This is a genomic window from Streptomyces sp. NPDC039430 (assembly GCF_055639435.1).
In genome coordinates, this window is the sequence record NZ_JBVKAK010000001.1 from 713,315 (window position 1) to 739,261 (window position 25,947).

Annotated in this window: 18 protein-coding genes; all 18 read right to left on the reverse strand. The window is 70.3% G+C overall.

From position 1 onward, the window contains the following. Positions 1-2 precede the first annotated feature (2 nt). Complete coding sequence (gene rfbD / locus ACZ7LS_RS03085) at positions 3-884, reverse strand: dTDP-4-dehydrorhamnose reductase (RefSeq protein ID WP_382674232.1); 882 nt, start codon at positions 882-884, stop codon at positions 3-5. Continuing rightward, positions 881-1,867, reverse strand: coding sequence for a dTDP-glucose 4,6-dehydratase (rfbB, locus tag ACZ7LS_RS03090; protein ID WP_382530637.1), 987 nt, complete (start codon positions 1,865-1,867; stop codon positions 881-883). The genes rfbD and rfbB overlap by 4 nt, the downstream gene beginning before the upstream one ends. Further along, complete coding sequence (locus ACZ7LS_RS03095; protein WP_382530639.1) at positions 1,864-2,931, reverse strand: glucose-1-phosphate thymidylyltransferase; 1,068 nt, start codon at positions 2,929-2,931, stop codon at positions 1,864-1,866. Before ACZ7LS_RS03095 ends, rfbB begins: the two co-directional genes overlap by 4 nt. Before the next feature lie 251 nt (positions 2,932-3,182). Next, positions 3,183-4,442, reverse strand: coding sequence for a glycosyltransferase family 2 protein (locus tag ACZ7LS_RS03100; RefSeq protein ID WP_385137105.1), 1,260 nt, complete (start codon positions 4,440-4,442; stop codon positions 3,183-3,185). Positions 4,443-4,602: 160 nt separating this feature from the next. Next, the gene (locus ACZ7LS_RS03105) at positions 4,603-6,708 is read right to left on the reverse strand and encodes a hypothetical protein (RefSeq protein ID WP_385137103.1); all 2,106 of its coding nucleotides are present in this window, start codon (positions 6,706-6,708) and stop codon (positions 4,603-4,605) included. Between the two features lie 136 nt (positions 6,709-6,844). After that, entirely contained in the window at positions 6,845-8,350 is a 1,506-nt protein-coding gene (locus ACZ7LS_RS03110; RefSeq protein WP_382879724.1) for a D-ribitol-5-phosphate cytidylyltransferase, read from the reverse strand. 310 nt (positions 8,351-8,660) lie between these two features. Further along, positions 8,661-10,097, reverse strand: coding sequence for a GTPase ObgE (gene obgE, locus ACZ7LS_RS03115; protein ID WP_382530646.1), 1,437 nt, complete (start codon positions 10,095-10,097; stop codon positions 8,661-8,663). A gap of 129 nt (positions 10,098-10,226) precedes the next feature. Continuing rightward, on the reverse strand, positions 10,227-10,481 hold the full coding sequence (rpmA, locus tag ACZ7LS_RS03120) for a 50S ribosomal protein L27 (RefSeq protein WP_030352365.1): 255 nt from the start codon (positions 10,479-10,481) through the stop codon (positions 10,227-10,229). Positions 10,482-10,495: 14 nt separating this feature from the next. Further along, entirely contained in the window at positions 10,496-10,816 is a 321-nt protein-coding gene (gene rplU / locus ACZ7LS_RS03125; protein WP_030352366.1) for a 50S ribosomal protein L21, read from the reverse strand. 257 nt (positions 10,817-11,073) lie between these two features. Beyond that, positions 11,074-15,171 carry an Rne/Rng family ribonuclease gene (locus ACZ7LS_RS03130; RefSeq protein WP_385341734.1) on the reverse strand — a complete coding sequence of 1,366 codons (4,098 nt, stop codon included), beginning with the start codon at positions 15,169-15,171 and terminating at the stop codon, positions 11,074-11,076. A gap of 232 nt (positions 15,172-15,403) precedes the next feature. After that, positions 15,404-16,210 carry a TIGR03936 family radical SAM-associated protein gene (locus tag ACZ7LS_RS03135; protein WP_382674249.1) on the reverse strand — a complete coding sequence of 269 codons (807 nt, stop codon included), beginning with the start codon at positions 16,208-16,210 and terminating at the stop codon, positions 15,404-15,406. Positions 16,211-16,477: 267 nt separating this feature from the next. Continuing rightward, positions 16,478-17,011, reverse strand: coding sequence for a GNAT family N-acetyltransferase (locus ACZ7LS_RS03140; protein WP_385136432.1), 534 nt, complete (start codon positions 17,009-17,011; stop codon positions 16,478-16,480). An 85-nt stretch (positions 17,012-17,096) separates the two neighbouring features. Further along, positions 17,097-19,022 carry a TIGR03960 family B12-binding radical SAM protein gene (locus tag ACZ7LS_RS03145; protein WP_385136435.1) on the reverse strand — a complete coding sequence of 642 codons (1,926 nt, stop codon included), beginning with the start codon at positions 19,020-19,022 and terminating at the stop codon, positions 17,097-17,099. Positions 19,023-19,075: 53 nt separating this feature from the next. Further along, positions 19,076-20,656 (reverse strand): CYTH and CHAD domain-containing protein, encoded by a 1,581-nt coding sequence (locus ACZ7LS_RS03150; RefSeq protein WP_385136436.1) that lies wholly within the window; start codon positions 20,654-20,656, stop codon positions 19,076-19,078. Between the two features lie 61 nt (positions 20,657-20,717). After that, entirely contained in the window at positions 20,718-21,917 is a 1,200-nt protein-coding gene (rodA, locus tag ACZ7LS_RS03155) for a rod shape-determining protein RodA (protein ID WP_382529811.1), read from the reverse strand. A 3-nt stretch (positions 21,918-21,920) separates the two neighbouring features. After that, positions 21,921-24,107, reverse strand: a complete 2,187-nt coding sequence (mrdA, locus tag ACZ7LS_RS03160) for a penicillin-binding protein 2 (RefSeq protein ID WP_385136439.1) — start codon at positions 24,105-24,107, stop codon at positions 21,921-21,923. A gap of 97 nt (positions 24,108-24,204) precedes the next feature. Then, a complete protein-coding gene (gene mreD, locus ACZ7LS_RS03165; RefSeq protein ID WP_382529805.1) occupies positions 24,205-24,873 on the reverse strand; it encodes a rod shape-determining protein MreD in 669 nt (222 codons plus the stop codon). An 11-nt stretch (positions 24,874-24,884) separates the two neighbouring features. Continuing rightward, the gene (mreC, locus tag ACZ7LS_RS03170; RefSeq protein WP_382529802.1) at positions 24,885-25,907 is read right to left on the reverse strand and encodes a rod shape-determining protein MreC; all 1,023 of its coding nucleotides are present in this window, start codon (positions 25,905-25,907) and stop codon (positions 24,885-24,887) included. Positions 25,908-25,947 lie beyond the last annotated feature (40 nt).

The window sequence follows — 25,947 nt, forward strand, 5'->3', positions numbered from 1 at the left end:
GCTCAGCCTCGCTCGGCGCGCACCAGTGCGGGGAACGCCTCGCCGAGCGCCGTACGCCAGTCACGGATCGGTTCGATCCCCGCGGCCTTCCACCGTTCGTGTCCCAGCACGCTGTACGCGGGCCGGGGCGCGGGGCGTACGAACGCCTCGCTGGTGGTCGGACGGACCCGCTCCGGGTCGGCGCCGAGCAGCCGGAAGATCTCCCTGGTGAACCCGAACCAGGTCGTCTCGCCGCCGCTGGTGCCGTGGTAGACCCCGGCCGGAGCCGTCCCCGCGAGGGCGCCAAGGCCCAGCAGGACGAGCCGGTCCGCGAGGTCGCCGGTCCAGGTGGGCTGGCCGAGCTGGTCGTCGACCACGTCCAGGGTGTCCTTGATCCCCTCCAGCTTGATCATCGTCCGGACGAAGTTGCCGCCGCCCGCGCCGTACAGCCAGGCCGTACGGACCACGAAACCGGTCTCCGGGAGGGTGTCCAGGACCGCGCGCTCCCCGGCCAGCTTGGTGCGGCCGTAGGCGCTGCGGGGGGCCGTGGGGTCGTCCTCGCCGTACGGGGTGCGGGCGTCCCCGCCGAAGACGTAGTCCGTGGAGACCTGGACCAGGACGGCGCCGGACGCCGCGCACGCCTCGGCGAGGACCCGGGGTCCTGTGCCGTTGACGGCGAGCGCCTCGGCCTCCTTGGCCTCGGCGTCGTCCACGGCCGTCCAGGCGGCGCAGTTGACCACGACGTCCGGCGTGTGGGCCGCCAGGGCGGTACGCACCGCAGCGGGGTCCGTGATGTCCAGCGCGGTACGGTCCAGGCCGGCCGCGCTCTCCCCGGCCCCGGCGAGCCGGGCCAGCAGATCCTGGCCGAGCATGCCGCCGGCGCCGGTGACGAGCCAGCGGCTCACAGGGCGGCCCGCCCCTTCAGCGGCTCCCACCAGGCGCGGTTCTCGCGGTACCACTCCACGGTCTCCGCGAGGCCCGTGGCGAAGTCCTTGCGCGGCTCGTACCCCAGCTCCGTACGGATCTTGGAGCAGTCCACGGAGTAGCGGCGGTCGTGGCCCTTGCGGTCGGTGACGTACTCGACGCTGGTGTCCCAGTCCGCTCCGCACGCCTCCAGCAGGAGCCCGGTCAGCTCCTTGTTGGACAGCTCCGTGCCGCCGCCGATGTTGTAGACCTCACCGGCACGGCCCTTCGTACGGACCAGCTCGATGCCCTGCACATGGTCGTCGATGTGCAGCCAGTCGCGGATGTTGCCGCCGTCGCCGTACAGCGGGACCTTCTTGCCGTCCAGCAGGTTCGTGATGAACAGCGGGATGACCTTCTCGGGGAAGTGGTGGTGCCCGTAGTTGTTGGAGCAGCGGGTCACCCGCACATCGAGGCCGTGCGTGCGGTGGTACGAGAGCGCGATCAGGTCGCTGGACGCCTTCGCCGAGGAGTACGGCGAGTTGGGCTCCAGCGGGTGGGTCTCCGGCCAGGATCCCTCGTCGATCGAGCCGTAGACCTCGTCGGTGGAGATGTGCACGAAGGTCTTCACACCGGCGCGGTGCGCGGCGTCGATCAGCGTGTGCGTGCCCACGACGTTCGTACGGACGAACTCCGCGCCGCCGTCGATCGAGCGGTCCACGTGCGACTCCGCGGCGAAGTGCACCACCTGGTCGTGCTCGGCCATCAGCTTGGCGACCAGCTCGGGGTCGCAGATGTCGCCCTGGACGAAGGAGAACCCGGGGTGGTCGCGCACCTCGTCGAGGTTGGCCGGGTTGCCCGCGTAGGTGAGCTTGTCGAGCACGGTCAGCGCGACATCGCCGGGGCCCTGGGGGCCCAGGACCGTACGGACGTAGTGCGAGCCGATGAAACCGGCACCGCCGGTGACGAGAATCCTGTCGGTCATGAAGAGATCTGCACCTTGCTGTGGTCACCGAGGACGAGCCGGTGGGCGGACGGGTTGCGGGGCGCGGGGGTGATCTCGACGTCGCGGCCGATCAGCGACGCCTCCACCCGGCGCACGCCGGTGAGCGAGGAACCCCGCAGGACGATGGAGTACTCGATCTCGCTGTCCTCGATCCTGCACCCTTCGGAGACGGAGGTGAAGGGACCGATGTAGGCGTCGCTGACCACCGTGTCCGCGCCGATGATCGCGGGGCCGACGATCCGGCTGCCGGTGACCCGCGCGCCCTTCTCGATCCTGACCCGCCCTATGATCTCCGTCGCCTCGTCGACGCTGCCGTCGCGGCAGGGCTCGACGGTCTCCAGCACCGAGCGGTTGACCTCCAGCATGTCGGCGACATTGCCGGTGTCCTTCCAGTAACCGGAGATGGTCGTGGAGCGGACGTCGCGCTTCTGGTCGATCAGCCACTGGATGGCGTGTGTGATCTCCAGCTCACCGCGCCAGGAGGGCTCGATCGAGCGCACGGCCTCGTGGATGGCCGGGGTGAAGAGATAGACGCCGACGAGCGCGAGATCGCTCTTCGGCTCCTTGGGCTTCTCCTCCAGGGCCACCACCCTGCCCGCGCCGTCGAGTTCGGCCACACCGAAGGAGGTGGGGTTGGGGACCTTCGTGAGCAGGATCTGCGCCTCGGGGCGGTCCTCGCGGAAGCCGTCGACCAGGCCCGTGATGCCACCGACGATGAAGTTGTCACCGAGGTACATCACGAAGTCCTCGTCGCCCAGGAACTCCCGGGCGATCAGGACGGCGTGCGCCAGCCCGAGGGGGGCGTCCTGCTGGAGGTAGGTGACCTTTATGCCGAACTGCGAGCCGTCGCCGACCGCCTCGCGGATCTCCGCCGCGGTGTCGCCGACGATCACGCCGACCTCGGTGATCCCCGCTTCGGCGATGGCCTCCAGCCCGTAGAAGAGCACGGGCTTGTTCGCCACGGGGACGAGCTGTTTCGCGGAGGTGTGTGTGATGGGGCGCAGACGGGTACCCGCCCCGCCGGACAGTACGAGAGCCTTCACTATCCCTATCCCTGCTGAGATTCCGATGCTGTCCGGGCGTCGCCCGACAGTCCGATTTTACCTACGATTTCCTGTGCGGCCCGCCGCCCGTCACCTCAGGAGAGTGAACCGGTGCATACGGGGTGTGCGGAAGGGCGCTCAGGCGTGCGCGGAGGTGCGCTCGCGGGCCCCGCGCGGGCGGGCGCGCGGGCTCGTGCCGCCGTACCACCCGGGCACGACTCCCCCGCACTACCCGCGGGCCCCCCAACTCCTCATGATCCGAGCCTGGTTGGCAGGGAACCGTGCGACCGCTGCACGGCCAGGGCCCGGACCTGCGTACGCACCCGGCGCGCCACTCTGCGCGCCAGCGACTTGCGCCGGCGTACGGCCTTGGGTGCCTCTATGCGCCGCAGCCCCGGCTTGCCGAGCCAGTCGGGCACGGTCACCTCGTACGAGGCGTCCCTCAGGCCGCTCCCCCTGTCGCCGAAGTGCGGGAAGACGAGATAGGGCGTACGGGCCCGGCCCCGGTGGACCACCTCGGGCACGGTCTCCGCCCGGATGAAGGCCAGCATGTCCGCCAGCAGATCGAGCCGGCCGAGCGCGACGCACTCCAGCCGCAGTCGTTCGTTGACCTTGATGCGCGCGGCCACGCCGGGCGTCCAGTACCGCTCCATCAGCGGCGCCGCCAGCTCCAGCCTGTGCTGTCGGATCCGCTCCGGCTGCTTGAGCATCCCGTGGCCGAATTGCTGGATCAGTCCGACCGTGAAGGGTCTGACCATGAGCCGGTCGCGCTTGGGGCCGGCCGGCACCAGCGCGGTGATGAGCGCCATGAGGGCGCCCGTGGCCTCGAAGCGGAGCGTGTAGTCACCGGACTTGGTCGCGTGCTTGCCGTCGTCGCGGCCGACCAGGTAGTAGCAGGTGTAGTCGGCGATCACCGAGACGCCGTTGCCGCGTACGTACGCCTCCATCGTGAACAGGGCGTCCTCACCGGTCTTCAGGCTCTCGTCGAACCGCAGCCCCAGCCGCTCGATCAGTTCGCGGCGGAAGAGCTTCTGCGCGCTCAGCGTGTAGATGACCTGTGAGCCGTAGACGTCGACGCGCTCGGCCGTACGGCTCCACATCGAACCGGGAGCGCCTCGGTTCACCCCCTCGACCCTGCCGAGCACCACGTCGGTACCGGCGCGGTCGGCCATGGCGACCAGACGCTCCAGCGACTCGGCGCCGAAGTAGTCGTCGGCGTCGAGGAAGAAGACGTAGCGCCCCCGGGCCATGCCGATGCCGACGTTGCGCGGCCCGCTGGGGCCGCCCGAGTTGGCCTGGCGCACCACTCTGGTCGGGATCGCCGTCCGCGCGGCGAACTCCTCCAGATACTCACCCGTGCCGTCGGTCGAGCCGTCGTCGATGGCGACGATCTCGATGCGGTCGGCGCCCAGCGTCTGGGCCTCGACCGACTCCAGGCAGCGGACCAGATAAGGCATCGCCTCATACGCGCCGACGATCACACTGACGTCAGGAACAGACATAATGTTCATCGCAATTCAAGACAAGAGACATCGAACGTTGGTTGTCTCGTCGCGATGACCGGCATATGTGATGCCCGTCACGACCGGTGTTCCGGGCTGGGCCATGGCAAAGGCCCGGCAGTACGCCCGTAGGCGCCCTGCCGGGCCCGATAGCCTCTACGGCCTGTCCTCAGCCCCCTACGGGCGAATCCTCGGCCCGGGGCTCGGACGGCGCGGAGTCGTCCGGCGCGGGTGCCGCCTCCGGCTCCGCGAGCCGCTGCTCGACCCCCACGTTGCGGGCCAGCGACTTCGCCGCCAGGGCCCGGGTCGCCGCGTCGAACTGCTCGATCGAGGTCGGCTCGTCAGGACCCAGCAGATAGCGCTTCAGCTCACGACGGGCCTCGGCGAGCGGGTCGGCGGACGGGTCCGCGACCGCCGCGAGCAACTGGTCCAGCTCCTTCGCGCTGTTGGAGAGGATCACGGCGGCCCGTACCGCGGTGTTCTGCCGCTTGAACTCCTCCGCGCCCAGCTCCGCCGAGTCGGTGACCGCGTACGGCTTGCCGCTCGCGATGAAGTCCGACACGACGCTGGAGATGTCGGAGACCATGGCGTCCGACTCGTTGAAGCAGTCGTACAGGGCGGGCTCGGAGCCGGCGATGACCCGGTGCTCCCACCAGCCGAAGGAGCGCCAGTACGCGCCGTTCCACTCGCGCCGCAGCCGCGTCAGCTCCGCCTGCCTGGCCGGGTCGGCCTTGGAGTCGCGCGACTCCTCCGCCTCGTCCCTGCTCGCGTCGGCCCCGCCGGACAGCTCGGCCAGCCGGGCGCCGATCCGGGCCAGCTCGGCCCGCGCCGCCCTCTGCTCCTCGCGGAGTCCTGCCGCGTCCTCGGCCCAGCGGGCGTCGGTGGCGCGCTCGGCGGCGGCCTTCTCGACCAGCGCGATGATCCGCTCGTGCACGGCCTTCGCCTTGGCGCTGCGCGTACCGGTGAAGGGGTGCGGCTTGTAGAGCACGCGGACGGGGCGCTCGGCCTTCAGCAGCCGCTTGACGATGTTCTCGCCGGCCAGCAGGAGCGAGGTGTTGCCAGGGCTGTCGTCCCAGCCCTCCCAGGTGGGCGCGTACAGCACCGTGGGGACGGGGTTCCTGGTCGAGCCGCTCGCCGGCTCGATCGGGGCCAGCTGCGGGCGGCCCACCTCGACGATGTCCTCGTCCCGCACCCCGACATCGGCCAGCGCGTAACGGTCGCGTCCGGCCCGGCCCGCGGTCCACACCTCGTCGTACGCCTTGCTGTATGGGTTGACGCTGGCCAGCTTGTCGCTGTCGCCGTGCCCGATGAAGACATGCTTCATGGTCGGGACGCGCAGCATATGGATGTTCTTGCCGACGTTGGCCGCGTAGAGCGCGACCCGGACCGTCGAGAGATCCAGATTCATCAGATGCACGCCGCCGGGGACGCAGAGCACCGGCACGGCCGTCGGGCCCAGCTGCTGTGCGATGACACGCTCGCGCAGGACGATCAGCGGCCGCCCGTCGAGCTGCCCCATCGTCTCCAGCCACATGTTGACCTGGTACGCGGACTCCTTGGAGCCGGAGAAGTACAGCATCACGGTCGGCCGGTAGTCGGCCAGCCAGCCGTCCACCGCCTTGAGCACCTTCTCGGCGTTGGGCACGAGACGGCTCGGCCGCAGATACGGCAGCAGCGCGAGGATGTAGCCGACGGCGAGGAGCACGCTGAGGCCGAGCCCCGCGAAGCCGTAGAGGTTGTCGCGGGTCTGGAGCGTGATGATCACACCGGCCATGGCGAAGAGGTCCAGGTGGAGCATCTTCTCGGCGGAGCGGCTGAGCAGCCAGCGCGGCGGGGCGTCGGGGATCCGGATGGCGCCGAGATCGAGGTTGCGGGTGACCACGGGCAGCCTGCGGCGCAGCCTGAGCAGGGTGACGATCGCGCCGTGCGGCGCCTGGAGCCCGTAGAACACGAGCACGGCGACGACGGTCACATAGAAGATCCGGTCCTCACCGAGGCCCGAGCGCGCGACCAGGAGCACCAGCAGCATCTGCCGGATCAGGAAGCGGATCGACAGACCGGCCCGTACTTTGGCGAGCCGGTTCACCAGATAGCTGCCGCGCTGGTGCAGATACGTGTCCGCGAGATAGGTCACCGCCGCGGCCGCGGCGAAGAACCAGATATGGGGAATTATCGCGGCGAGCATGACGCACGGGAAACTCAGAACCAGAAGAAGTGCGGCTGCCAGCTCTGATCCGCTGCCCACCCGGGCCAGGCGAATAGCTGTCGAAATCACGGAATACCTGCTCCAGACCGTGCCGGCCAATAGGACCTTGCGACGAAAATGTGAAGAGAGAACTTCACGAACTCGGGCCTCCGTGATTCGCGCGTCGGCGACCACAGAGGCCCGTGTCAAAGATTGTCAAGAATTATTACACATCTTCCTGACGGTCCAGGACAGCGGCCAGGGCCTGCTCGAAGTCCGAGGCCTCGGAGGCGCCGCGGGTCGGGTCCTGCTGCCGTACGTCGATGACATGGCCGGTCAGCTCGGAGAGCAGTACATCGAGGGAGGTCCTGGCGACCGCCTCGGAGGAGAGCAGCGAGCCCTCCGGCTCCTGGCCGAACGCCTTGGTGCGCATCGGGGTCGCGGTGCGCTCCGGATTCACGCAATTCACGCGGATTCCCTCGCCGGCCCATTCGTCGGAGAGCGCCTGGGTGAGATTCACCATGGCCGCCTTCGTGGACGAGTAGAGGCTGTACTCCGCGCGGCCCCTGGTGTAGCTGCTGGAGGTGTAGAGCAGCAGCTGGCCCTTCGTCTCCACGAGGTACTTGTACGAGGCGCGCGCGATCTGCACCGGCGCCAGGTAGTTGACGTTCAGCGCTTCCTGGATGGTGGTGTTGTCCGTCTCGGCCAGCTTGCCGATGCGCAGGACGCCCGCGGTGTTGATCACGTAGTCGATACGGCCGGTCTCGGCGTAGGCACGCGACAGCGCGTCGTCGACGTGCTCGGGGTTCTCGACATGCGTACCGGTGGTGGAGCGGCCCAGCGCGTACACCGTGGCGCCGAAGGACTCGGCGAGCTGCGCGATGTCCGCGCCGATGCCGTACGAGCCGCCGAAGACGACCAGGGTCTTGCCGGCCAGCAGCTCACGGTAGGAGTCGTCGGAGGACTGCTGCGGAGCGGCGGCGGAGGCCAGCTGGAAGAGCTTGTCGGCGATGAACACGTCGACCGGCTGCGTGACCTTCATGTTGTACTCGTCGCCCGCGACGACGTAGATCGGCACGTCCGGCAGGTACTTCAGCACCACGGAACAGTCGTCGGTGGCCTGGAAGTTGGGGTCGCCGCCGGCGATCTCGTACGCCCTGCGGATGGTGGAGAGCTTGAACGCCTGCGGGGTCTGGCCGCGCCGGAGCCGTGAGCGGTCGGGGACGTCCGTGATGAACTCGCCGTCGCCGCCGTGCGTACGGGTCACGATGATCGTGTCCGCGGACGGGATGGCGACGTCCACGGCCTGGTAGCGCTCCAGCGCGTCCACACAGTCCTTGATCACGCGGTGCGACAGCAGCGGGCGCACGGCGTCGTGGAACAGGACGTTGCGGTCCTCGTCCGCCGCCAGGCCCTCGCCCAGGGCGGCGATGGCACGCTCGGTGGTCTCGTTCCGGGTCGTGCCGCCCTCGATGATCCGGGTGACCTTGGCCAGTCCGGCCTTCGCGACGATCTTCTCCACGTCGGGCACATAGCCCGGTGCCATCAGCACGATCACATCGTCGATCGAGTCACTGCGCTCGAAGATCGACAGCGTGTGCTCGATGACCGCCTTCCCCGCGATCTTCAGCAACTGCTTCGGGATCGACAGGCCCACACGCTGGCCGGTTCCGCCCGCCAGGACGACAGCGGTGGTGCGGGACTTCGTGGGCGACGCGGATGTTGCAGACACAGGACTGACCTACCTTGCGGGCTCAGAGGATGTAGCGATGGTCCCACCCGCGGCAATCCTCGTGCAAGGTGGACCACAACCCCGCGACACCGGCACGCAACCCCTGATTCACCTGCGAAGACCGATGCGCCAGTGGTTCGGCGCCGGGAGTCGTACGTGAAGGACACCACACAAGTTTCACGTCGGAGCACCGCGGCTCCCATATGAGAGCCTACGCGACGCACCCCCGCGGTCACCCAAAGCGACGCCGGCCCGGGTGACCACGGGGAAGAGCCGTGATCACCCGGGCCGGCGACAGGGCCGCGCTCGTCTAGAAAGGGTCGAACTCGTCGTACGCGCGCTGCGCCTCGTCGCGTTCGGCGTCCCGGTCCCTGCGCCGCTGCGCCGCCGGGCGGGGTGCCTCAAGGCGGTGGTCCTCACCGCGGCGGCCGAGCATCTCCGCGCCCGCCATCATCGTCGGCTCCCAGTCGAAGACGACCGCGTCGTCCTCGGGCCCGATGGCCACCCCGTCGCCCGACCGCGCGCCGGCCTTCATCAGCTGCTCCTCGACCCCGAGCCGGCTCAGCCGGTCCGCGAGATAGCCGACGGCCTCGTCGTTGCTGAAGTCCGTCTGGCGGACCCAGCGTTCGGGCTTGTCGCCGCGCACCCGGTAGAGCCCGTCCTCCTCCAGGGAGACGGTGAAGCCCGCGTCGTCGACGGCCTTCGGGCGGATGACGATCCGGGTCGCCTCCTCCTTGGGCTTGTCCGCGCGGGACTTGGCGATGATCCCGGCGAGCGCGAAGGACAGTTCCTTGAGGCCCAGGTGGGCCACGGCCGAGGCCTCGAAGACGCGGTAGCCGCGCTTCTCCAGGTCGGGACGGATCATCTCGGCGAGGTCCTTGCCGTCCGGGATGTCGATCTTGTTGAGGACGACGATCCGCGGCCGGTTGTCCAGACCGCCGTACTGGGACAGCTCCTCCTCGATCACATCGAGGTCGGTCACCGGGTCGCGGTCGGACTCCAGCGTGGCCGTGTCCAGCACATGCACGAGAACGGAGCAGCGCTCGACATGGCGCAGGAACTCCAGGCCCAGACCGCGGCCCTGGCTGGCGCCGGGGATCAGACCGGGGACGTCCGCGATGGTGTAGACGGTGGAACCCGCCGTCACCACACCCAGGTTGGGGACGAGCGTGGTGAACGGGTAGTCCGCGATCTTCGGCTTGGCCGCGGAGAGCACGGAGATCAGCGAGGACTTGCCCGCGCTCGGGTAGCCGACGAGCGCCACATCGGCGACCGTCTTCAGCTCCAGCACGACATCGCCGCTGCGGCCCGGCTCACCGAGCAGCGCGAAGCCGGGGGCCTTGCGGCGGGCCGAGGCCAGCGCCGCGTTGCCGAGTCCGCCCCGGCCGCCGTCGGCCGCGACGTACGTGGTGCCCTCGCCGACCAGGTCGGCCAGGACATTGCCCCTGCGGTCGAGGACGACCGTACCGTCGGGCACCGGCAGTACCAGGTCCTGGCCGTCCTTGCCGGAGCGGTTGCCGCCCTCGCCGGGCTTGCCGTTGGTGGCCTTGCGGTGCGGGGAGTGGTGGTAGTCGAGCAGCGTCGTCACCGACTGGTCGACGACGAGGATGACATCGCCGCCACGGCCGCCGTTGCCGCCGTCGGGTCCGCCCAGCGGCTTGAACTTCTCACGGTGTACGGAGGCGCAGCCGTGGCCTCCGTTACCCGCGGCGACATGCAGCTCGACGCGGTCCACGAAGGTGGTCATGGGGATTGCCTCCAGTACATACGGAAATGTCATACGTGCAACACGCGAAGGGCGGACCCGCTTCCCGTCACCGGGAAGTGAGGTCCGCCCTCGCGAAGAACCGTGCTACAGGCGCCTGATGCTCAGTGCTCAGGCGACCGGAACGATGTTCACGACCTTGCGGCCGCGGCTGGTGCCGAACTCCACCGCGCCCGCGTTCAGCGCGAACAGCGTGTCGTCGCCGCCACGGCCGACGCCGGAGCCCGGGTGGAAGTGCGTGCCGCGCTGGCGGACCAGGATCTCACCGGCGTTGACGACCTGACCGCCGAAGCGCTTCACGCCGAGCCGCTGAGCATTGGAATCGCGCCCGTTCCGAGTGGACGATGCGCCCTTCTTGTGTGCCATGTCTCCTCAGTCCCTTACTTCGCAGCCGCGGGGATACCGGTGACCTTGATCGCCGTGTACTGCTGGCGGTGACCCTGGCGACGGCGGTAGCCCGTCTTGTTCTTGTAGCGAAGGATGTCGATCTTCGCACCCTTGTGGTGGTCCACGATCTCGGCCGTGACCTTGATGCCGTCCAGCACCCACGGGTCGCTGGTGACGGCCTCGCCGTCGACCACGAGCAGGGTCGAGAGCTCGACCGTGTCGCCAACCTTGGCCGTGGGAATCTTGTCAACCTCAACGATGTCGCCGACAGCAACCTTGTGCTGGCGACCACCGCTGCGCACGATGGCGTACACGCGGATCTCACTCTCGCTCGGAACGGAACCTCTGATGCCAGCCGCTCGCACGGGCCGGGGCCCGTGACGATTCCTGACAGGACGAGCGGCCTCCCCCGGAAATCCGGGAGGTGGGTGCTCAGAGGTGGGCGCGCATAGGAACACACCGAAGGTTTAGAGTACGGGGCCCCTGTACAGGGGGTCAAACCAGCTCCCCGCGTCCCCGGTCGCCGTACGAGCCGCACGCGCGGGCCGTACGGCGACCGGGGACGACGGCGTCAGTCCTCCGTGGAGGCGGTGACGCCTGAGGGCGTCGTACGCTCGGCCGCCGCGGTCTTCTTCGTCGTCGACTTGACCGTCTTCTTGGCCGTCGTCTTCTTCGCCGCGGTCTTCTTCGCCGCCGTGGTCTTCTTCGCGGCCGTCTTCTTGGCCGTCGTGGCCTTCTTGGCGGTCTTGGCGGTCTTGCGGGCCGCCTTCTTGGCCGGGGCCGCCGCGGGCTCCTCCGCGGCCGGTTCCCCGGCCTCGGCGGGCTGCTCGGCCGCGACCGGCTCCTCGGCCCTGGCGGACTCCACCACGACGATCGCCGCGTCCTCGGCGCCCGAGGGCGAACCGGCCGGAGCGGTGACCTTGCGGGTCGCCCTGCGGCGCGCCCTGGGCGGAGCCGCGACCGGCGCCTCTTCGGCGACGGGCGCCTCCGCCACCACCGGGACCACCGGCTCCGGTACGGTCTCGGGCTCGGCGGACACGGGCAGGACCACCTCGGCTTCGGCCTCCGCGTCGGCGGCCTTCGGCGAACCGGCCGGGGCCGTCGCCTTGCGCGTGGCCCGGCGGCGCGTACGCCCCTTGGGAGCCGTCTCCTCGGCGGGTGCCTCGGGCCCGGCGGCCGGAGCCACGTCCGCTGCCTGGGCCGCGACCGGGGCCGGTGCCTCCACCGGCGTCTCGACACGCGTCCCGGCGGCCGGGGCCTCGGTCCCGGCCGCCGGCGCCGCCTCCGGCACCGACTCGGCGGTCCTCGGCGAACCCGCCGGGGCGGACGCCTTGCGGGACGCCCGGCGACGCGAACGGCCGCGTACGGACGCCTCGGCCTCCGCCACGCTGCTGAACAGTTCCTCGTCCGGCGCGAACGTGTCGGACAGCGGCTCGGCCAGCGCGACCGGAGCCGCCACCTCCGCCGCTACCTCGGCCTCCGTCTCGGTCTCCGTCTCCGCGATCTCGACGTGCTCATGCTCGTGCTCGTGCTCCGTACCGGCGGCGCCACCGCGACCGCGCTTCTTGGAGCGCTTGCCGTTGCCACCGCCACCGGCCGCCGTGGGCTGCTCCATGTGCACGATCACACCGCGCCCGTTGCAGTGGACACAGGTCTCGGAGAAGGACTCCAGCAGCCCCTGGCCGACCCGCTTACGGGTCATCTGCACCAGACCCAGCGAGGTGACCTCGGCGACCTGGTGCTTCGTACGGTCCCGGCCCAGGCACTCCAGCAGGCGCCGCAGCACCAGGTCCCGGTTGGATTCGAGCACCATGTCGATGAAGTCGATGACGACGATGCCGCCCAGGTCGCGCAGCCGCAGCTGGCGCACGATCTCCTCGGCCGCCTCCAGGTTGTTCCTGGTGACGGTCTCTTCGAGGTTGCCGCCCTGGCCGGTGAACTTCCCGGTGTTGACGTCGACCACGATCATGGCCTCGGTCTTGTCGATCACCAGCGAACCACCGCTGGGCAGCCAGACCTTGCGGTCCAGCGCCTTCATCAGCTGTTCGTCGATGCGGTACGTCGCGAAGACGTCGACCTCACTCGTCCAGCGCGACAGCCGGTCGGAGAGGTCGGGCGCGACATGCTCGACATAGCCGTGGATGGTCTGCCACGCCTCGTCGCCGCTGACGATGACCTTCGAGAAGTCCTCGTTGAAGATGTCGCGGACGACCCGGACGGTCATGTCGGGCTCACCGTAGAGAAGCGTCGGGGCGTTGCCGCTCTTCGACTTCTTCTTGATGTCCTCCCACTGCGACTGGAGCCGCTCGACGTCGCGGCGCAGCTCGTCCTCGCTGGCGCCCTCCGCGGCCGTACGGACGATGACGCCCGCGTCCTCGGGGACGATCTTCTTGAGGATGGTCTTCAGCCGGGACCGCTCGGTGTCGGGCAGCTTGCGGCTGATGCCGGTCATCGAGCCCTCGGGCACATAGACCAGATAGCGGCCGGGCAGCGACACCTGGCTGGTCAGACGCGCGCCCTTGTGGCCGATCGGGTCCTTCGTCACCTGCACGAGCACCGACTGGCCGGACTTGAGGGCGGTCTCGATCCGGCGCGGCCCGTTGGCCATGCCCAGCGCCTCGAAGTTGACCTCACCGGCGTAGAGGACGGCGTTGCGTCCCTTGCCGATGTCGACGAAGGCGGCCTCCATCGACGGCAGTACGTTCTGGACCTTGCCCAGATACACATTGCCGACGTAGCTGGTGGCCTGCTCCTTGTTGACGTAGTGCTCGACGAGCACGTTGTCCTCAAGAACGCCGATCTGGGTGCGCTCGCCGTTCTGGCGGACGACCATCACGCGCTCGACGGCCTCACGGCGCGCCAGGAACTCCGCCTCGGTGATGATCGGCACCCTGCGGCGGCCCTGCTCGCGGCCCTCGCGGCGGCGCTGCTTCTTGGCCTCCAGACGGGTCGAGCCCTTGATGGACTGCACCTCGTCGGAGCCGGTGCCCGGCTCGCGCTCTTCCTTCTTGCGCGGCTCGCGGACCTTGACGACCGTACGCTCCGGGTCGTCCCCGCCGGACTCCGCCTCGGAACCGCCGTCACCACTGCGACGGCGCCTGCGGCGGCGGCGCCGGCTGCTGGAGGAGCCGCCGCCCGAGGGGGCCTCGGACTCGTCGTGGTCCTCGTCCGCCTCGTCGTGCTCGGCCGTGTCCTCGTCCTCGGCGTGGGCCCCGGACTCGTCCTGCTCGTCCGTGGTGTCCTCGGCGTCCGCGGACTCGCCGCGGCGGCGGCGCCGGCCGCCCCGGCGGCGGCGCCGGGAGGGACGGTCCTCGTACTCGTCGGAGTCGTCGCCCTCGGCGGACTGCTCCGTGTCGGGCTCGGCCGCGGGCTCCTCGGCGGCGTACTCCTGCGACGGCTCCGCGGCGGCCCGGGGTGCCTCCACGGGCTCGGCGGGCTCGCCGCGACGGCGGCGCCGGCGGCGGCCCGAGGGCTCCGGGGCGGCGACGGGCTCGGGCACGGCCGCGGTCTGTGTCTCTTCCTCGGTCTCGTCGAGGTCCTCGGCGTCGTCCACCGGGGGGACGGCGGCGGCCATGGCGGCGGCCGTCTCCGGGGTCTGGAACATCGGCTCGGTGAAGACGGGCGCGCGGAAGACGGCCACGGCGGGCCGGGTGGCGCGGCGACGCGAGCGCTCGGGCGCCTCGGTCTCGCTCTGCGCGGCCTTCGGCGCGGGCTTCTCCTCCGCGGTGGTCTCCGGAGCGGAGGCGCGGCGGCGCGTGCGGCCGCGCGTGGCGGCCTTCTCGGCGGCCTCGACCTCGGTCTCGTCGGCGCTGATCTGCGTGACGGTGCCCTGCGGCAGGCTCTCGCCCGCCGAGGCTCCGTTGCCGTTGCCGTTGTCGTTCGGTGCGCTCACGTTCGCGGTCGCCTCGGGCGCGGGCGTGCCGGCGGGGGCGGTGGCCCTGCGGCTGGCGCGGCGGCGCGTACGGCCGGCCGGAGCGGTCTCCTCGGCGGGGCTCTCCCCGGGCGCCACGGCCTCAGCGGCAACGGTCTCGGGAGCCGTGACCTCAGGGGCCTCGGTGACCTCGGGGACCTCGGGAACCGTGACCTCAGGGGCCTCGGCGGCGACGGGCGCGGGAGCGGCGGTCTTACGGGTGGCACGACGGCGCGCACGCGGCGCGGCCACCGGCTCCGGCTCCTCCGACACTGCCGGCACAGCGGACTCGGGCGTCTCAGCCGCCTCGACGGTCACCTCAGGAGCGGGGGCAGCGGTCTTACGGGTGGCACGACGGCGCGCACGCGGCGCGGCCACCGGCTCCGGCTCCTCCGACGCGGCGGGCTCCACGGCCTCGGCCGCCGCGGCGGCCTCCACCGGCTCGACCGTCACCTCGGGGGCGGGAGCGGCGGTCTTACGGGTCGCACGACGGCGCGCACGCGGCGCGGCCACCGGCTCCTCCGTCACACCCGTCCCGTCGCTCGCGGCCGCCCCCGCGGCCTCGGCGGCGGGTACGGCCTGTGCCTGCGCGACGGTCTCCGTGACGCTCGTGGCGTCCTCGGTTCCGGCGGCACCGGCGGGCGGCCCCGCCGGGCGGGACGCGGCGCGGCGCCTGCGGCGCGGCGGCAGCGTATCGCTGGGTGAGTTGTTGTCTTCGTTGGTGTCCCCGGGGGTGCCGGGTTCAGTGGGCTCAAGCATGCGGGCGGTTCTCCCGTCACGCTCCCGGGCGCCACGCCTGATTCCGGTCCGGCCGCGGCTCGCGCGCTGCGCGATTGCCGCCGTCCGGGGCGCGGGCGCCGCACGGGAGCTGTTATGTCTGGCTCGCCGGTTCCCTACGCGATGTACGTACGGCCTGGCGAAAGTCTTCTGGTCAGTGCGCCGCCCGACCCAGGTGGCTCCCGAGTCCCAGGGCTGCGCTACAACGACCGCCCTACGCGGTACCCGCACCTTCCGGCGCCTTCGCGGCGGCGGGTCCGGCGGCCTTGGGTGGGGCGGGCCGGACTGCCTCGCGGTCGGGCGCGAGCGGATCGGTCACCGTTCCGGACTCCTCGTCGAAGAGCCCCTGCGCCAGCCTGGTCACCGCTGCGGGGACCGGCGGCGCCAGGTCGGCCACAGCTCGGAGACCGGACAGGACGTCGTCGGGTCGCACGGCAGGTGTCACGTGCCGAACAACCAGCCGCAGTATCGCACAGGGCCCGTCCCCCGGCCTATCAGGCCGGAACCGAGCCCCCTCCGTACCCGTCTCCAGGACCGCTTCCAGGCCGGCCACGGCCGCCCGTGCGTCGAAGGTCCGCAGACCGTTCTTCGTACGGCGTTCGACCTCGACCGACTCGGCCGCCAGGAAGGCGGCCACGGCCTCTTCTGCCGCGCGCGGCTCGACGCCGTCCAGCCGCAGCTCCCATACGGAAGCGGTCAGCCGGTCGGCGAACCCCGTCGTACGTACCTCGACGGCGTCGATGATGTCCAGGCCGGCCGGCAGCGACTCGTCGAGCAGCTCACGCAGCTTGTCCGGGTCGCACACCTCCACCAGGGCGATCTCCAGGAACTCGGCCTCGCTGCCCGTGCCGGTGGGTGCGGCATTGGCGTACGACACCTTCGGGTGCGGGGTGAACCCCGCCGAGTACGCCATGGGCACCTCGGCGCGGCGCAGTGCCCGCTCGAAGGCGCGCTGGAAGTCACGGTGGCTGGTGAACCGGAGGCGGCCGCGCTTGGTGTAGCGCAGTCGGATGCGCTGCACCGCCGGTGCGGGCGGCGGGCCTTCGGGCTGTCGCTTGCCCAGTGGTTCTTCTCCTCGGTGCGGGCGGTACGCGGTGACGCGCCGCCCTCGGACGTGGGGGTGGCCCCGGGTCCCGGTTCCATCCCGCTTTCGCGGGGAGATCTCGGGTGCGGGGTCCGCGCCGGGGACGATCGTTGTACTACCCAGAGTACGCGCACGGCCCTCCCGCGGTTCCCCGCCCTGGGGCGGGCCGGGTCCGCCCACCGGTGCCCGTGGGCCCCGGGCGCCTCAGCCGTCCGTCCCGACCCAGTAGCGGAGCTTCCCGCCGCGCTGGTCCTCCAGCACCCCGCCGGCCGCCTCGATCACCTTCCGCGACGGTACGTTCGTGGTGTCGCAGGTGACCAGCACCGATGCGAGGCCGATGGCACGGGCGACGGGCAGGGACGCGGCGAGCATCGCGGTGGCGTGGCCCTGCCGCCGCGCGGTGGGACGTACGGCGTAGCCGATATGGCCGCCCAGCTCACGCAGGAACGGGTTGAGCCGGTGGCGGATGGCGAGACGCCCCAGGAAGGTCTCGCCCTCGACGTACCAGAGGGTGGTGCTGGGCACCCACCCTTCGATCTGCGGGGTCTCCTCCAGCGGCTCGGCGTTGAGCCGCTCCACATACGCGGCGAAGACCTCGGGCCGGTGCCAGGTCCCGCCGAACTCCTCCATCTCGTGCAGGAGCAACGAGCGCTCGTCCGCGCCCTCTTCGACGAACTCCTTCATGGCGTCCAGGAAGGAGGCATGGATCCTGATGTCAGGGGCGATGAACCGCGGCATCAGCCCATTGTGCAGGCGAGCGGGGCGAAACCCGGCCACGGCCGACCCGTGACCGGACGCGCCCCGGCTCCCCGCGCGCCCGCCTCTACGTGACGACGGTGAGCGGCAGCAGCTTCTTGCCCGTGGGGCCGATCTGGATCTCGGTGTCCATCTGCGGGCAGACACCGCAGTCGAAGCACGGCGTCCAGCGGCAGTCCTCGACCTCGGTCTCGTCGAGCGCGTCCTGCCAGTCCTCCCAGAGCCAGTCCTTGTCGAGACCGGAGTCCAGGTGGTCCCAGGGCAGGACCTCCTCGTACGTACGCTCGCGCGTCGTGTACCAGTCGACGTCCACGCCGAAGTCCGGCAGCGTCTTCTCGGCGCAGGCCATCCAGCGGTCGTACGAGAAGTGCTCACGCCAGCCGTCGAACCGGCCGCCGTCCTCGTACACCGCGCGGATGACCGCGCCGACGCGCCGGTCGCCGCGCGAGAGCAGGCCCTCGACGATGCCCGGCTTGCCGTCGTGGTAGCGGAAGCCGATGGAGCGGCCGTACTTCTTGTCGCCCCGGATCTTGTCGCGGAGCTTCTCCAGCCGGGCGTCTGTCTCCTCGGCGCTGAGCTGGGGCGCCCACTGGAACGGGGTGTGCGGCTTGGGCACGAACCCGCCGATCGAGACGGTGCAGCGGATGTCGTTCTGCCCGGACACCTTGCGGCCCTCGGCGATGACGTTGACCGCCATGTCGCCGATCTGGAGGACGTCCTCGTCGGTCTCGGTGGGCAGACCGCACATGAAGTACAGCTTCACCTGCCGCCAGCCGTTGCCGTACGCGGTGGAGACCGTACGGGTCAGGTCCTCCTCCGAGACCATCTTGTTGATGACCTTGCGCAGCCGCTCGGAGCCGCCCTCGGGGGCGAAGGTCAGCCCGGACCTGCGGCCGTTCCTGGTCAGCTCGTTGGCGAGGTCGACGTTGAACGCGTCGACGCGGGTGGACGGGAGGGACAGGCCGATCTTGTCCTCCTCGTAGCGGTCCGCGAGCCCCTTGGCGATGTCGCCGATCTCGCTGTGGTCGGCGGAGGAGAGCGAGAGCAGACCGACCTCCTCGAAGCCGGTCGCCTTCAGCCCCTTCTCGACCATCTCGCCGACCCCGGTGATGCTGCGCTCGCGCACCGGACGGGTGATCATGCCCGCCTGGCAGAACCGGCAGCCGCGCGTGCAGCCGCGGAAGATCTCCACGGACATGCGCTCGTGCACGGTCTCGGCGAGCGGGACGAGCGGCTGCTTCGGGTAGGGCCACTCGTCGAGGTCCATCACGGTGTGCTTGGACACCCGCCACGGGACGCCGGACTTGTTGGGTACGACGCGGGCGATACGGCCGTCCGGGAGGTACTCGACGTCGTAGAAGCCGGGGACGTACACCCCGCCGGTCTTCGCGAGCCGGAAGAGGACCTCCTCGCGCCCGCCGGGGCGGCCCTCCGCCTTCCAGGCCCGGATGATCTCGGTGATCTCCAGCACGGCCTGCTCGCCGTCGCCGATGACCGCGCAGTCGATGAACTCCGCGATCGGCTCGGGGTTGAAGGCGGCGTGGCCGCCGGCGAGCACGATGGGGTGGTCGACGGTACGGTCCCTGGCCGCCAGCGGGATGCCGGCGAGGTCCAGGGCGGTGAGCATGTTCGTGTAGCCAAGCTCGGTGGAGAAGCTCAGCCCGAAGACGTCGAAGGCACCGACCGGCCGGTGGCTGTCCACCGTGAACTGCGGGACCCTGTGCTCGCGCATCAGCTCTTCGAGATCCGGCCAGACGCTGTACGTACGCTCGGCGAGTACGCCCTCGCGCTCGTTCAGTACCTCGTACAGGATCATGACGCCCTGGTTGGGCAGTCCGACCTCGTAGGCGTCCGGGTACATCAGCGCCCAGCGCACGTCGGTGGAGTCCCACGGCTTGACCGTGGAGTTGAGCTCACCACCGACGTATTGGATCGGCTTCTGCACATGCGGGAGCAGGGCTTCGAGCTGCGGGAAGACCGATTCTGCAGACATCACGGCGATCTTTCGTGGACTGACAGGGGTGACCATTCAGCCTACCCCGGTGGTCAGCCCGTCAGATCCGCCCGCAGTCGGGGGTCGGACGCCTCCTCCCACAGGCCCGGCATCTCCTGTTCCCTGCGGTCGCCCTGGGCCTCCTCCTGGCCGTACAGCAGGCCCCAGGTGAACGTGGACTCGCCCGCCGCGTGGGCCTTGACCGCGAGATCGCGGAGGGCCTCACGGGCCACCACGCTGTCCTGGTGGTCGCCGAGCGCGCTCTGGAGGGCCTTCATGCGCGTGGCGAAACGCTTGGCCGGCTTGCCCAGGGCGGGGCGGGCCGCTTCGGCGGCGTAGCGGGCGCGCTTGGCGGCCTTGCGGGCGTCGTGCATCGCCAGGTCGCGTTCCTCGCCGTGGGCGAGCGCCAGCGCGTGGCCGACCCGGCCGGCCAGCCGCTCGTAGTTCTTGAGGATCGCGGAGGGCAGCGCCTTCTCGGCGGGCCGCGCGGCGTCCGGCCGCAGCGGCGGCGAGGCGAGCAGTGTGTCGAGCGTCTCCAGCAGGGTCAGATAGCGCTCGCTGTCGAGTACGGCGACGGTCCTGCTCCGTGACCCGGCCCGCTGGGCGGCGTCCCAGGTCTGGAGCCGGGCGCGCACCGGCCCGAGGAGCAGCGTCACGGGCAGCGCGTCGATCCGGGCGCTCAGCCGCTCGTCGAGGACTTCGTGGTCGCGGTCGACGCCGAGCTCCGCCGCGACCCACTTGAGCTCCTCGGCGACGGGGTCGGTGACGGACCGGTCGAGGATCTTGCGGTACGTGCGGAAGGCGGAGCGCATCCGGCGGGTGGCGACGCGCAGCTGGTGCACGGAGTCCGGCAGATCGCGGCGCACGGCCGGGTCCTGGGCGATGATCGCGTCGGCCTGGGCGCGCAGATAGTCCAGGATGTGGTCCCCGGCGCTGCGCGGCCCGCCCTTCGCGGCCCGTGTCACGGACCTGCCCGGCTCGACGCGCGCCGTCCCGTCGTCGGGCGCCGTCTCGGCCAGTGCCCTGCCGAGCTTGGACGCGGCGGACGCCGGGCGCAGTCCGGCCTTGCGGAGCTTCTTCTCCACCGCGTCGAGGATCGCGGGATCGGCGTCGTCGCACAGTTCCACCTCGACCTCGGTCCAGGAGGCGGTCCCCGCGTCCTTTCCACCGGTGCCCCCGGCGAGGCGTCGCGCGCGTACGGCGTCCACGCTCGCCTCGGCGAGCGGCGTGCCCTCGGCGTCGAGCAGCTGGAGGACGTCGCGCGACGTCGTGAGCCGTACGAGGGGGCTGAGCCCGGCGCCGCGTACGCGCGAGCGGACCAGCGCGGCGAGTTCGTCCGGAAGGGTGTCGGCGAGCGGTGCCCGGATCTCGTCGCGGACACCGGCGGAGACGGGGAACTTCAGATGCCAGCCCTCGTCACCGCCGCCCGTGCGGCGCCGCAGTGTGATGTGGTCCCCGGTGAGGCGCAGATCCGCGGTGTCGTAGTAGACGGCGTCCAGCTCCACCACGCCTCTGGCGCGGACGGTCGCGACTCCCCTGACCCCGGTGAGATCCGGCAGCCCGGAGGGCTCAGAGCCGTCGGAGGGCGCGGGAAGCTCGTACTTGCGCTCGATCTCTCGCTTTGTGTCCGCCATGTACCGAATTTAGTCCCAGGGGTCGCCCTTGGGCAGCCCCTGGGACCTTTCGGGAACCTGGCTATGCCGTTATCGGCCGCTGCACCCGGATCGACTGGAGCAGTCCGACGGCGATCCACGCCGCGAACATGGCGGTGCCTCCGTAGGACACGAACGGCAGCGGCAGACCCGCCACCGGCATGATCCCGAGCGTCATCCCGATGTTCTCGAAGGACTGGAACGCGAACCAGGCGATGATTCCCGCGGCGACGATCGTGCCGTACAGCTCGGTCGTCTCCCGGGCGATCCGGCAGGCGCGCCACAGGACCACGCCGAGGAGCAGCAGTATCAGCCCCGCGCCGACGAAGCCCAGTTCCTCGCCCGCGACCGTGAAGACGAAGTCGGTCTGCTGCTCGGGCACGAACTGGCCGGTGGTCTGGGAGCCGCGGAAGAGCCCGGTGCCGGTGAGGCCGCCGGAGCCGATCGCGATCCGTGCCTGGTTGGTGTTGTAGCCGACGCCCGCCGGGTCGAGCTCCGGGTTGGCGAAGGCCGCGAAGCGGTTGATCTGGTACTCGTCGAGCACGCCGAGCGCCGCGACCGTGATGGCGCCCGCCACGCCCGCGCCGACCAGGCCGATGATCCAGCGGTTGGAGGCGCCGGAGGCGAGCAGTACGCCGAGCACGATGACGGCCATGACCATCACCGAGCCGAGGTCCGGCATCAGCATGACGATGGCCATCGGGATGACGGCGAGGACGAGGGACTTCGCGACCGTGCGATGGTCCGGATGGATCTGGTCCCCGGCGTCCACCCGGGCCGCCAGCATGACCGCCATGCCCAGGATGATCGTGACCTTCACGAACTCGGAGGGCTGGAGGGTGAAGCCGCCGCCGATCACGATCCAGGCGTGGGCGCCGTTGATGGTCGCGCCGAGCGGGGTGAGGACGAGCAGGACCAGGACGACGGAGAGCCCGTAGAGCGCCGGCACCGCCCCGCGCAGGGTGCGGTGCCCGAGCCAGATCGTGCCGACCATCAGGGCGAACCCGATGCCGGTGTTGAGCAGATGGCGCACGAGGAAGTAGTACGGATCGCCCTGGTTCAGCTGGGTGCGGTTACGGGTCGCCGACCACACCAGCAGCGAGCCGACCAGCGACAGGGCGAGCGCCGAGAACAGCAGCGGCCAGTCGAGCCGGCGCGCCATCGAGTCACGGGCCACGAGCCTGGCCCATGTCCCGCGCTCCGGACCGTATCCGGAGACCGAGAAGCCACTTGTGCCGGCCATCGCTCAGTCCCTCCCAATCGGCGTGTCGGACTCGTCGGGGTCGTCGGGCGGGCCCGCCAGCGTCTGCGCGTCCGGGTCTTCCCTCACCGGCTCGTACGGCCTGATCTTCGGCGCGTCGATCGAACCGTCCGGCTGGATCGCCGGGAGTTCCTTGCGCGGCTCGGGCATCAGCGCCTTGCCGAGGTCCTGGTCGCCCTTGGCGTTCAGCCCGTACATCGCCTCGTAGATCTTTCGCACGGCGGGCCCCGAGGCCCCGGAGCCGGTACCACCCTGGGAGATCGTCATGACGATCGTGTAGTCCTCGGTGTACGAGGCGAACCACGAGGTCGTCTGCTTGCCGTAGACCTCGGCCGTACCCGTCTTGGCGTGCATCGGGATCTTGTCCTGCGGCCAGCCGCCGAATCGCCAGGCGGCGGAGCCGGTGGTGGTGACCGCCGCGAGGGCGTCGTTGATCTGCTCCAGTGTCTTGCCCCGCGTCGGCAGCTTGCCGTGCGACGTGGGCGCGATCTCCTCGACCCGCTTGCCGTCGGCGCTGACGATCGCCTTGCCGACCGCGGGGTTGTAGAGGGTGCCGCCGTTGGCGATGGCCGAGTAGATGGTGGCCATCTGGATCGGGGTGACGAGCGTGTCGCCCTGGCCGATCGAGTAGTTGACGGAGTCGCCGGCACGCATGCGGTTGCCTTCGAGACATCCCTCGTAGGCGATCTTCTCGACGTACGTGCCGTCCTTCTTGCCCTGCTTGCACCAGCTGACCTTGTTGGCCTCCCAGAAGCTCTGCTTCCACTGCCGGTCCGGGATGCGGCCGGTGACCTCGTTGGGGAGGTCGATACCGGTCTCCTTGCCGAGGCCGAACTGGTGCGCGGTCTTGTAAAACCAGTCGTTGGGGTGCTTCGGCTTCATGCCGCCGTCTTTCTGCCACTCCTTGTGCGCGATGCCGTAGAAGACGGTGTCGCAGGAGACTTCGAGGGCCTTGCCGAGGGTGATGCTGCCGTAGCCCCTGGACTCGAAGTTCTGGAAGACCTGGCCGCCGACGCTGTACGAACTGGGGCAGGGGTAGTTGCCGTTGAACTTGTATCCGGCGTTGACGGCGGCGGTCGACGAGATGACCTTGAAGATGGAGCCGGGGGCGGCCTGGCCCTGGATGGCCCGGTTCAGCAGCGGGAAGTTGGACTTCTTGCCGGTGAGCCTGGCGTACTCCTTCGCCGAGATGCCGCCGACCCAGGCGTTGGGGTCGTACGTCGGCAGGGAGGCCATCGCGACGACCCGGCCGGTCTTCGCCTCCATGACCACCGCGGCGCCGGAGTCCGCCTTGTAGTGCTCGCCGGTGTTGCGGTCCATCTCCTTGCGCGCGGCCTTCATCGCCTCGTTCAGCTCGTACTCGGTGACGGCCTGCACGCGCGCGTCTATCGAGGTGACGACATGAGCGCCGGGCTCGGCCTCGTCGTTGCGCGCCTGGCCGATGACGCGGCCGAGGTTGTCGACCTCGTACCGGGTCACTCCCGCCTTGCCGCGCAGCTGCTTGTCGTAGGTGCGCTCCAGGCCGGACCTGCCGACCTGGTCGGAGCGGAGGTACGGCGACTCGCTGTTCTGGGCCTTGGTGATCTCCTCGTCGGTGACGGGCGAGAGATAGCCGAGTACCTGAGCGGTGTTGGCGAGCCCCGGCGCGGCGTAGCGGCGTACGGCGGTGGGCTCGGCGGTGACGCCGGGGAAGTCCTCGGCGCGCTCACGGATCTGGAGGGCCTGCTGTGTGGTGGCCTCGTCGGTGACCGGGATCGGCTGATACGGCGAACCGTTCCAGCAGGGCTTGGGGGTCTTCGAGTCGCAGAGCCTGACCTTGTCGATGACGTCCTTGGGCTTCATGTCGAGGACGTCGGCGAGCCGGGTCAGGACGGCCACGCCCTTGTCCGGCATCTTCATCAGCTCGGTACGGCTGGTGGAGACGACGAGCCGGGTCTCGTTGTCGGCGAGCGGAATCCCGCGGGAGTCGAGGATCGAGCCGCGGACGGCCGGCTGGACGACCTGCTGTACGTGGTTGTTCTTGGCCTCGTCCGTGTACTCCTGGCCGTTGCGGACCTGGAGGTACCAGAGCCGGCCGCCGAGGGTGAGGAGAAGCGAGAAGACGAGGACTTGAATGATGATGAGCCGGATCTGGACCCGCGGTGTCCGTCCGGTCTCCGGAATATTGCTCACTGCGATCCCCCACGGACGCTACGGGCGGTACGGCCGGACGGTGCGCGGCCGGCCGTACGCGCGGGCGTCCGCGCGACGGCCGCCGGGTGATGCGGTGTCACAGTCGCTTGACCCCCTTGATACGTCCGGCCCGCGCGGCGCGGTTACGGGCGGCCCTGAGCCGCAGGACGCCACGCTGGCTGCCGATCCGCAGGCCGGTGCCGGTGGCGGACCAGCCGGCCGCGACATCGGCGCCGCCACTGCTCTGGGTCTCGGCGAGCGGATCGTTCTCGGCGCGTCTGGCCAGGAACATGATCAGCGGGACGGTGAACGGCGCCAGCAGCAGATCGTAGACAGCGGCGGTGAACAGCAGGCCGGTGAGACCGACATGGCGGGCGGCGGTGTCACCGACGAGTGCCCCGACCCCGGCGTACAGCAGCGTCGAGCCGAGCGCCGCCGCGACGACCACGGCCATCGGCGCGAACGCCGATCTCATCTGGCCCTTCTCGGGGCGGGCGAGTCCGGCCAGATAGCCGATCACGCAGAGCACCAGGGCGTAGCGGCCGGCCGCGTGGTCGGCGGGCGGCGCCAGGTCGGACAGCAGTCCGGCGCCGAAGCCGATGAGCGCGCCGCCCACATGGCCGTACACGAAGGCCAGGGCGAGGACGACGAGGAGCATCAGATCGGGGACCGCGCCGGGGAGCTGGAGTCTGGCGAGTACGGACACCTGGATGACGAGGGCGACCACGACCAGCGTGGTCGAGAGCAGAATCCGGTTGAAGCGCATGGGGATCAGCCCTACTCCTGGTCGTCTGCTTGGCCGTCGGCGTTGGGAACCGGATCGGCGTTGCTGCTGGCGTTGGGGTCCGGATTGCCGGTGTCCGCCTCGCCGTTCGCCTCCGTCTCGGCATTGGGCGACGGGGTGACCGTGACGGTGACGGTGGGCGTCGGGGCGGGCTGCGACTTGGGCGGCAGGACCGTGTCGCGCGGGTCCTGCCGGGGAGCCACGACCACGACACCGACGAGGTCGAGCTTGGTGAACCCGACGAAGGGGCGTACGTACAGGGTCCGGGTCAGATCGCCGCCCGACGGGTCGACCCGGACCACCTCGCCGACGGGGACGCCGGGCACGAACGGCCGGTCCTTGCTGGATCCGAAGGTGACCAGCCGGTCGCCCTTCTTGATCTTGGCCTTGCCGTTGAGCAGCTGGACGGAGAGCGGACGGTCGCCCTGGCCGGTGGCGAAGCCCAGTTCGTCGTTGCCCTCCATCCGGGTACCGACGGTGAAGTCCGGGTCATTGGCGAGCAGTACGGTCGCGGTGTCCGGGCCGACGGTCGTGACCCGCCCGACAAGTCCGTCACCATTGAGCACGGTCATATCGCGCGTGATGCCGTCTTTGGCACCGATATCGATGGTGACCGTCCAGGAGAATCCCTGGGCCGCTCCTATGGCGATGACCTCGGCGCCCTTGATTCCGTACTGACCGGCGCCGGCCTTCGCGAGCATCTTGTCCAGTTCGCGCACCCGGCTGCGATTGCGGTCGTCACTGCCGAGCCGCTGTTTCAGCTCGGTGTTCTGCTTCTGGAGCACGGCGATGCGATTGTGCCGCGCGCCGGAATCCCGTACCGCTCCTATGGCATTGCCCACCGGATTGACCGCGGACGCGACACCGTTCTCCACCGGGCCGAAGACCGTCGCGGCGGCGTGCCGCGCGCCGTCGACCGGGGAATCCTCGCCACCACGGATATCCACCGTGATCAGTGCGAACGCGATGGCGATCAGCAGCACCAGGAGCAAACGGCTCTCTCGTGTGTCCCTCACGTGCGGCGGCCGTGCCTTCCTCGTAGGAATGATTCTGCGG

What these genes read in the sequence shown, in the direction of transcription:
- rfbB (WP_382530637.1), bottom strand. Translation starts at nt 1,867, where the DNA reads ATGACCGACAGGATTCTCGTCACCGGCGGTGCCGGTTTCATCGGCTCG.
- ACZ7LS_RS03100 (WP_385137105.1), bottom strand. Translation starts at nt 4,442, where the DNA reads ATGAACATTATGTCTGTTCCTGACGTCAGTGTGATCGTCGGCGCGTAT.
- obgE (WP_382530646.1), bottom strand. Translation starts at nt 10,097, where the DNA reads ATGACCACCTTCGTGGACCGCGTCGAGCTGCATGTCGCCGCGGGTAAC.
- rpmA (WP_030352365.1), bottom strand. Translation starts at nt 10,481, where the DNA reads ATGGCACACAAGAAGGGCGCATCGTCCACTCGGAACGGGCGCGATTCC.
- ACZ7LS_RS03130 (WP_385341734.1), bottom strand. Translation starts at nt 15,171, where the DNA reads ATGCTTGAGCCCACTGAACCCGGCACCCCCGGGGACACCAACGAAGAC.
- ACZ7LS_RS03140 (WP_385136432.1), bottom strand. Translation starts at nt 17,011, where the DNA reads ATGCCGCGGTTCATCGCCCCTGACATCAGGATCCATGCCTCCTTCCTG.
- ACZ7LS_RS03145 (WP_385136435.1), bottom strand. Translation starts at nt 19,022, where the DNA reads ATGTCTGCAGAATCGGTCTTCCCGCAGCTCGAAGCCCTGCTCCCGCAT.
- ACZ7LS_RS03150 (WP_385136436.1), bottom strand. Translation starts at nt 20,656, where the DNA reads ATGGCGGACACAAAGCGAGAGATCGAGCGCAAGTACGAGCTTCCCGCG.
- rodA (WP_382529811.1), bottom strand. Translation starts at nt 21,917, where the DNA reads ATGGCCGGCACAAGTGGCTTCTCGGTCTCCGGATACGGTCCGGAGCGC.
- mreD (WP_382529805.1), bottom strand. Translation starts at nt 24,873, where the DNA reads ATGCGCTTCAACCGGATTCTGCTCTCGACCACGCTGGTCGTGGTCGCC.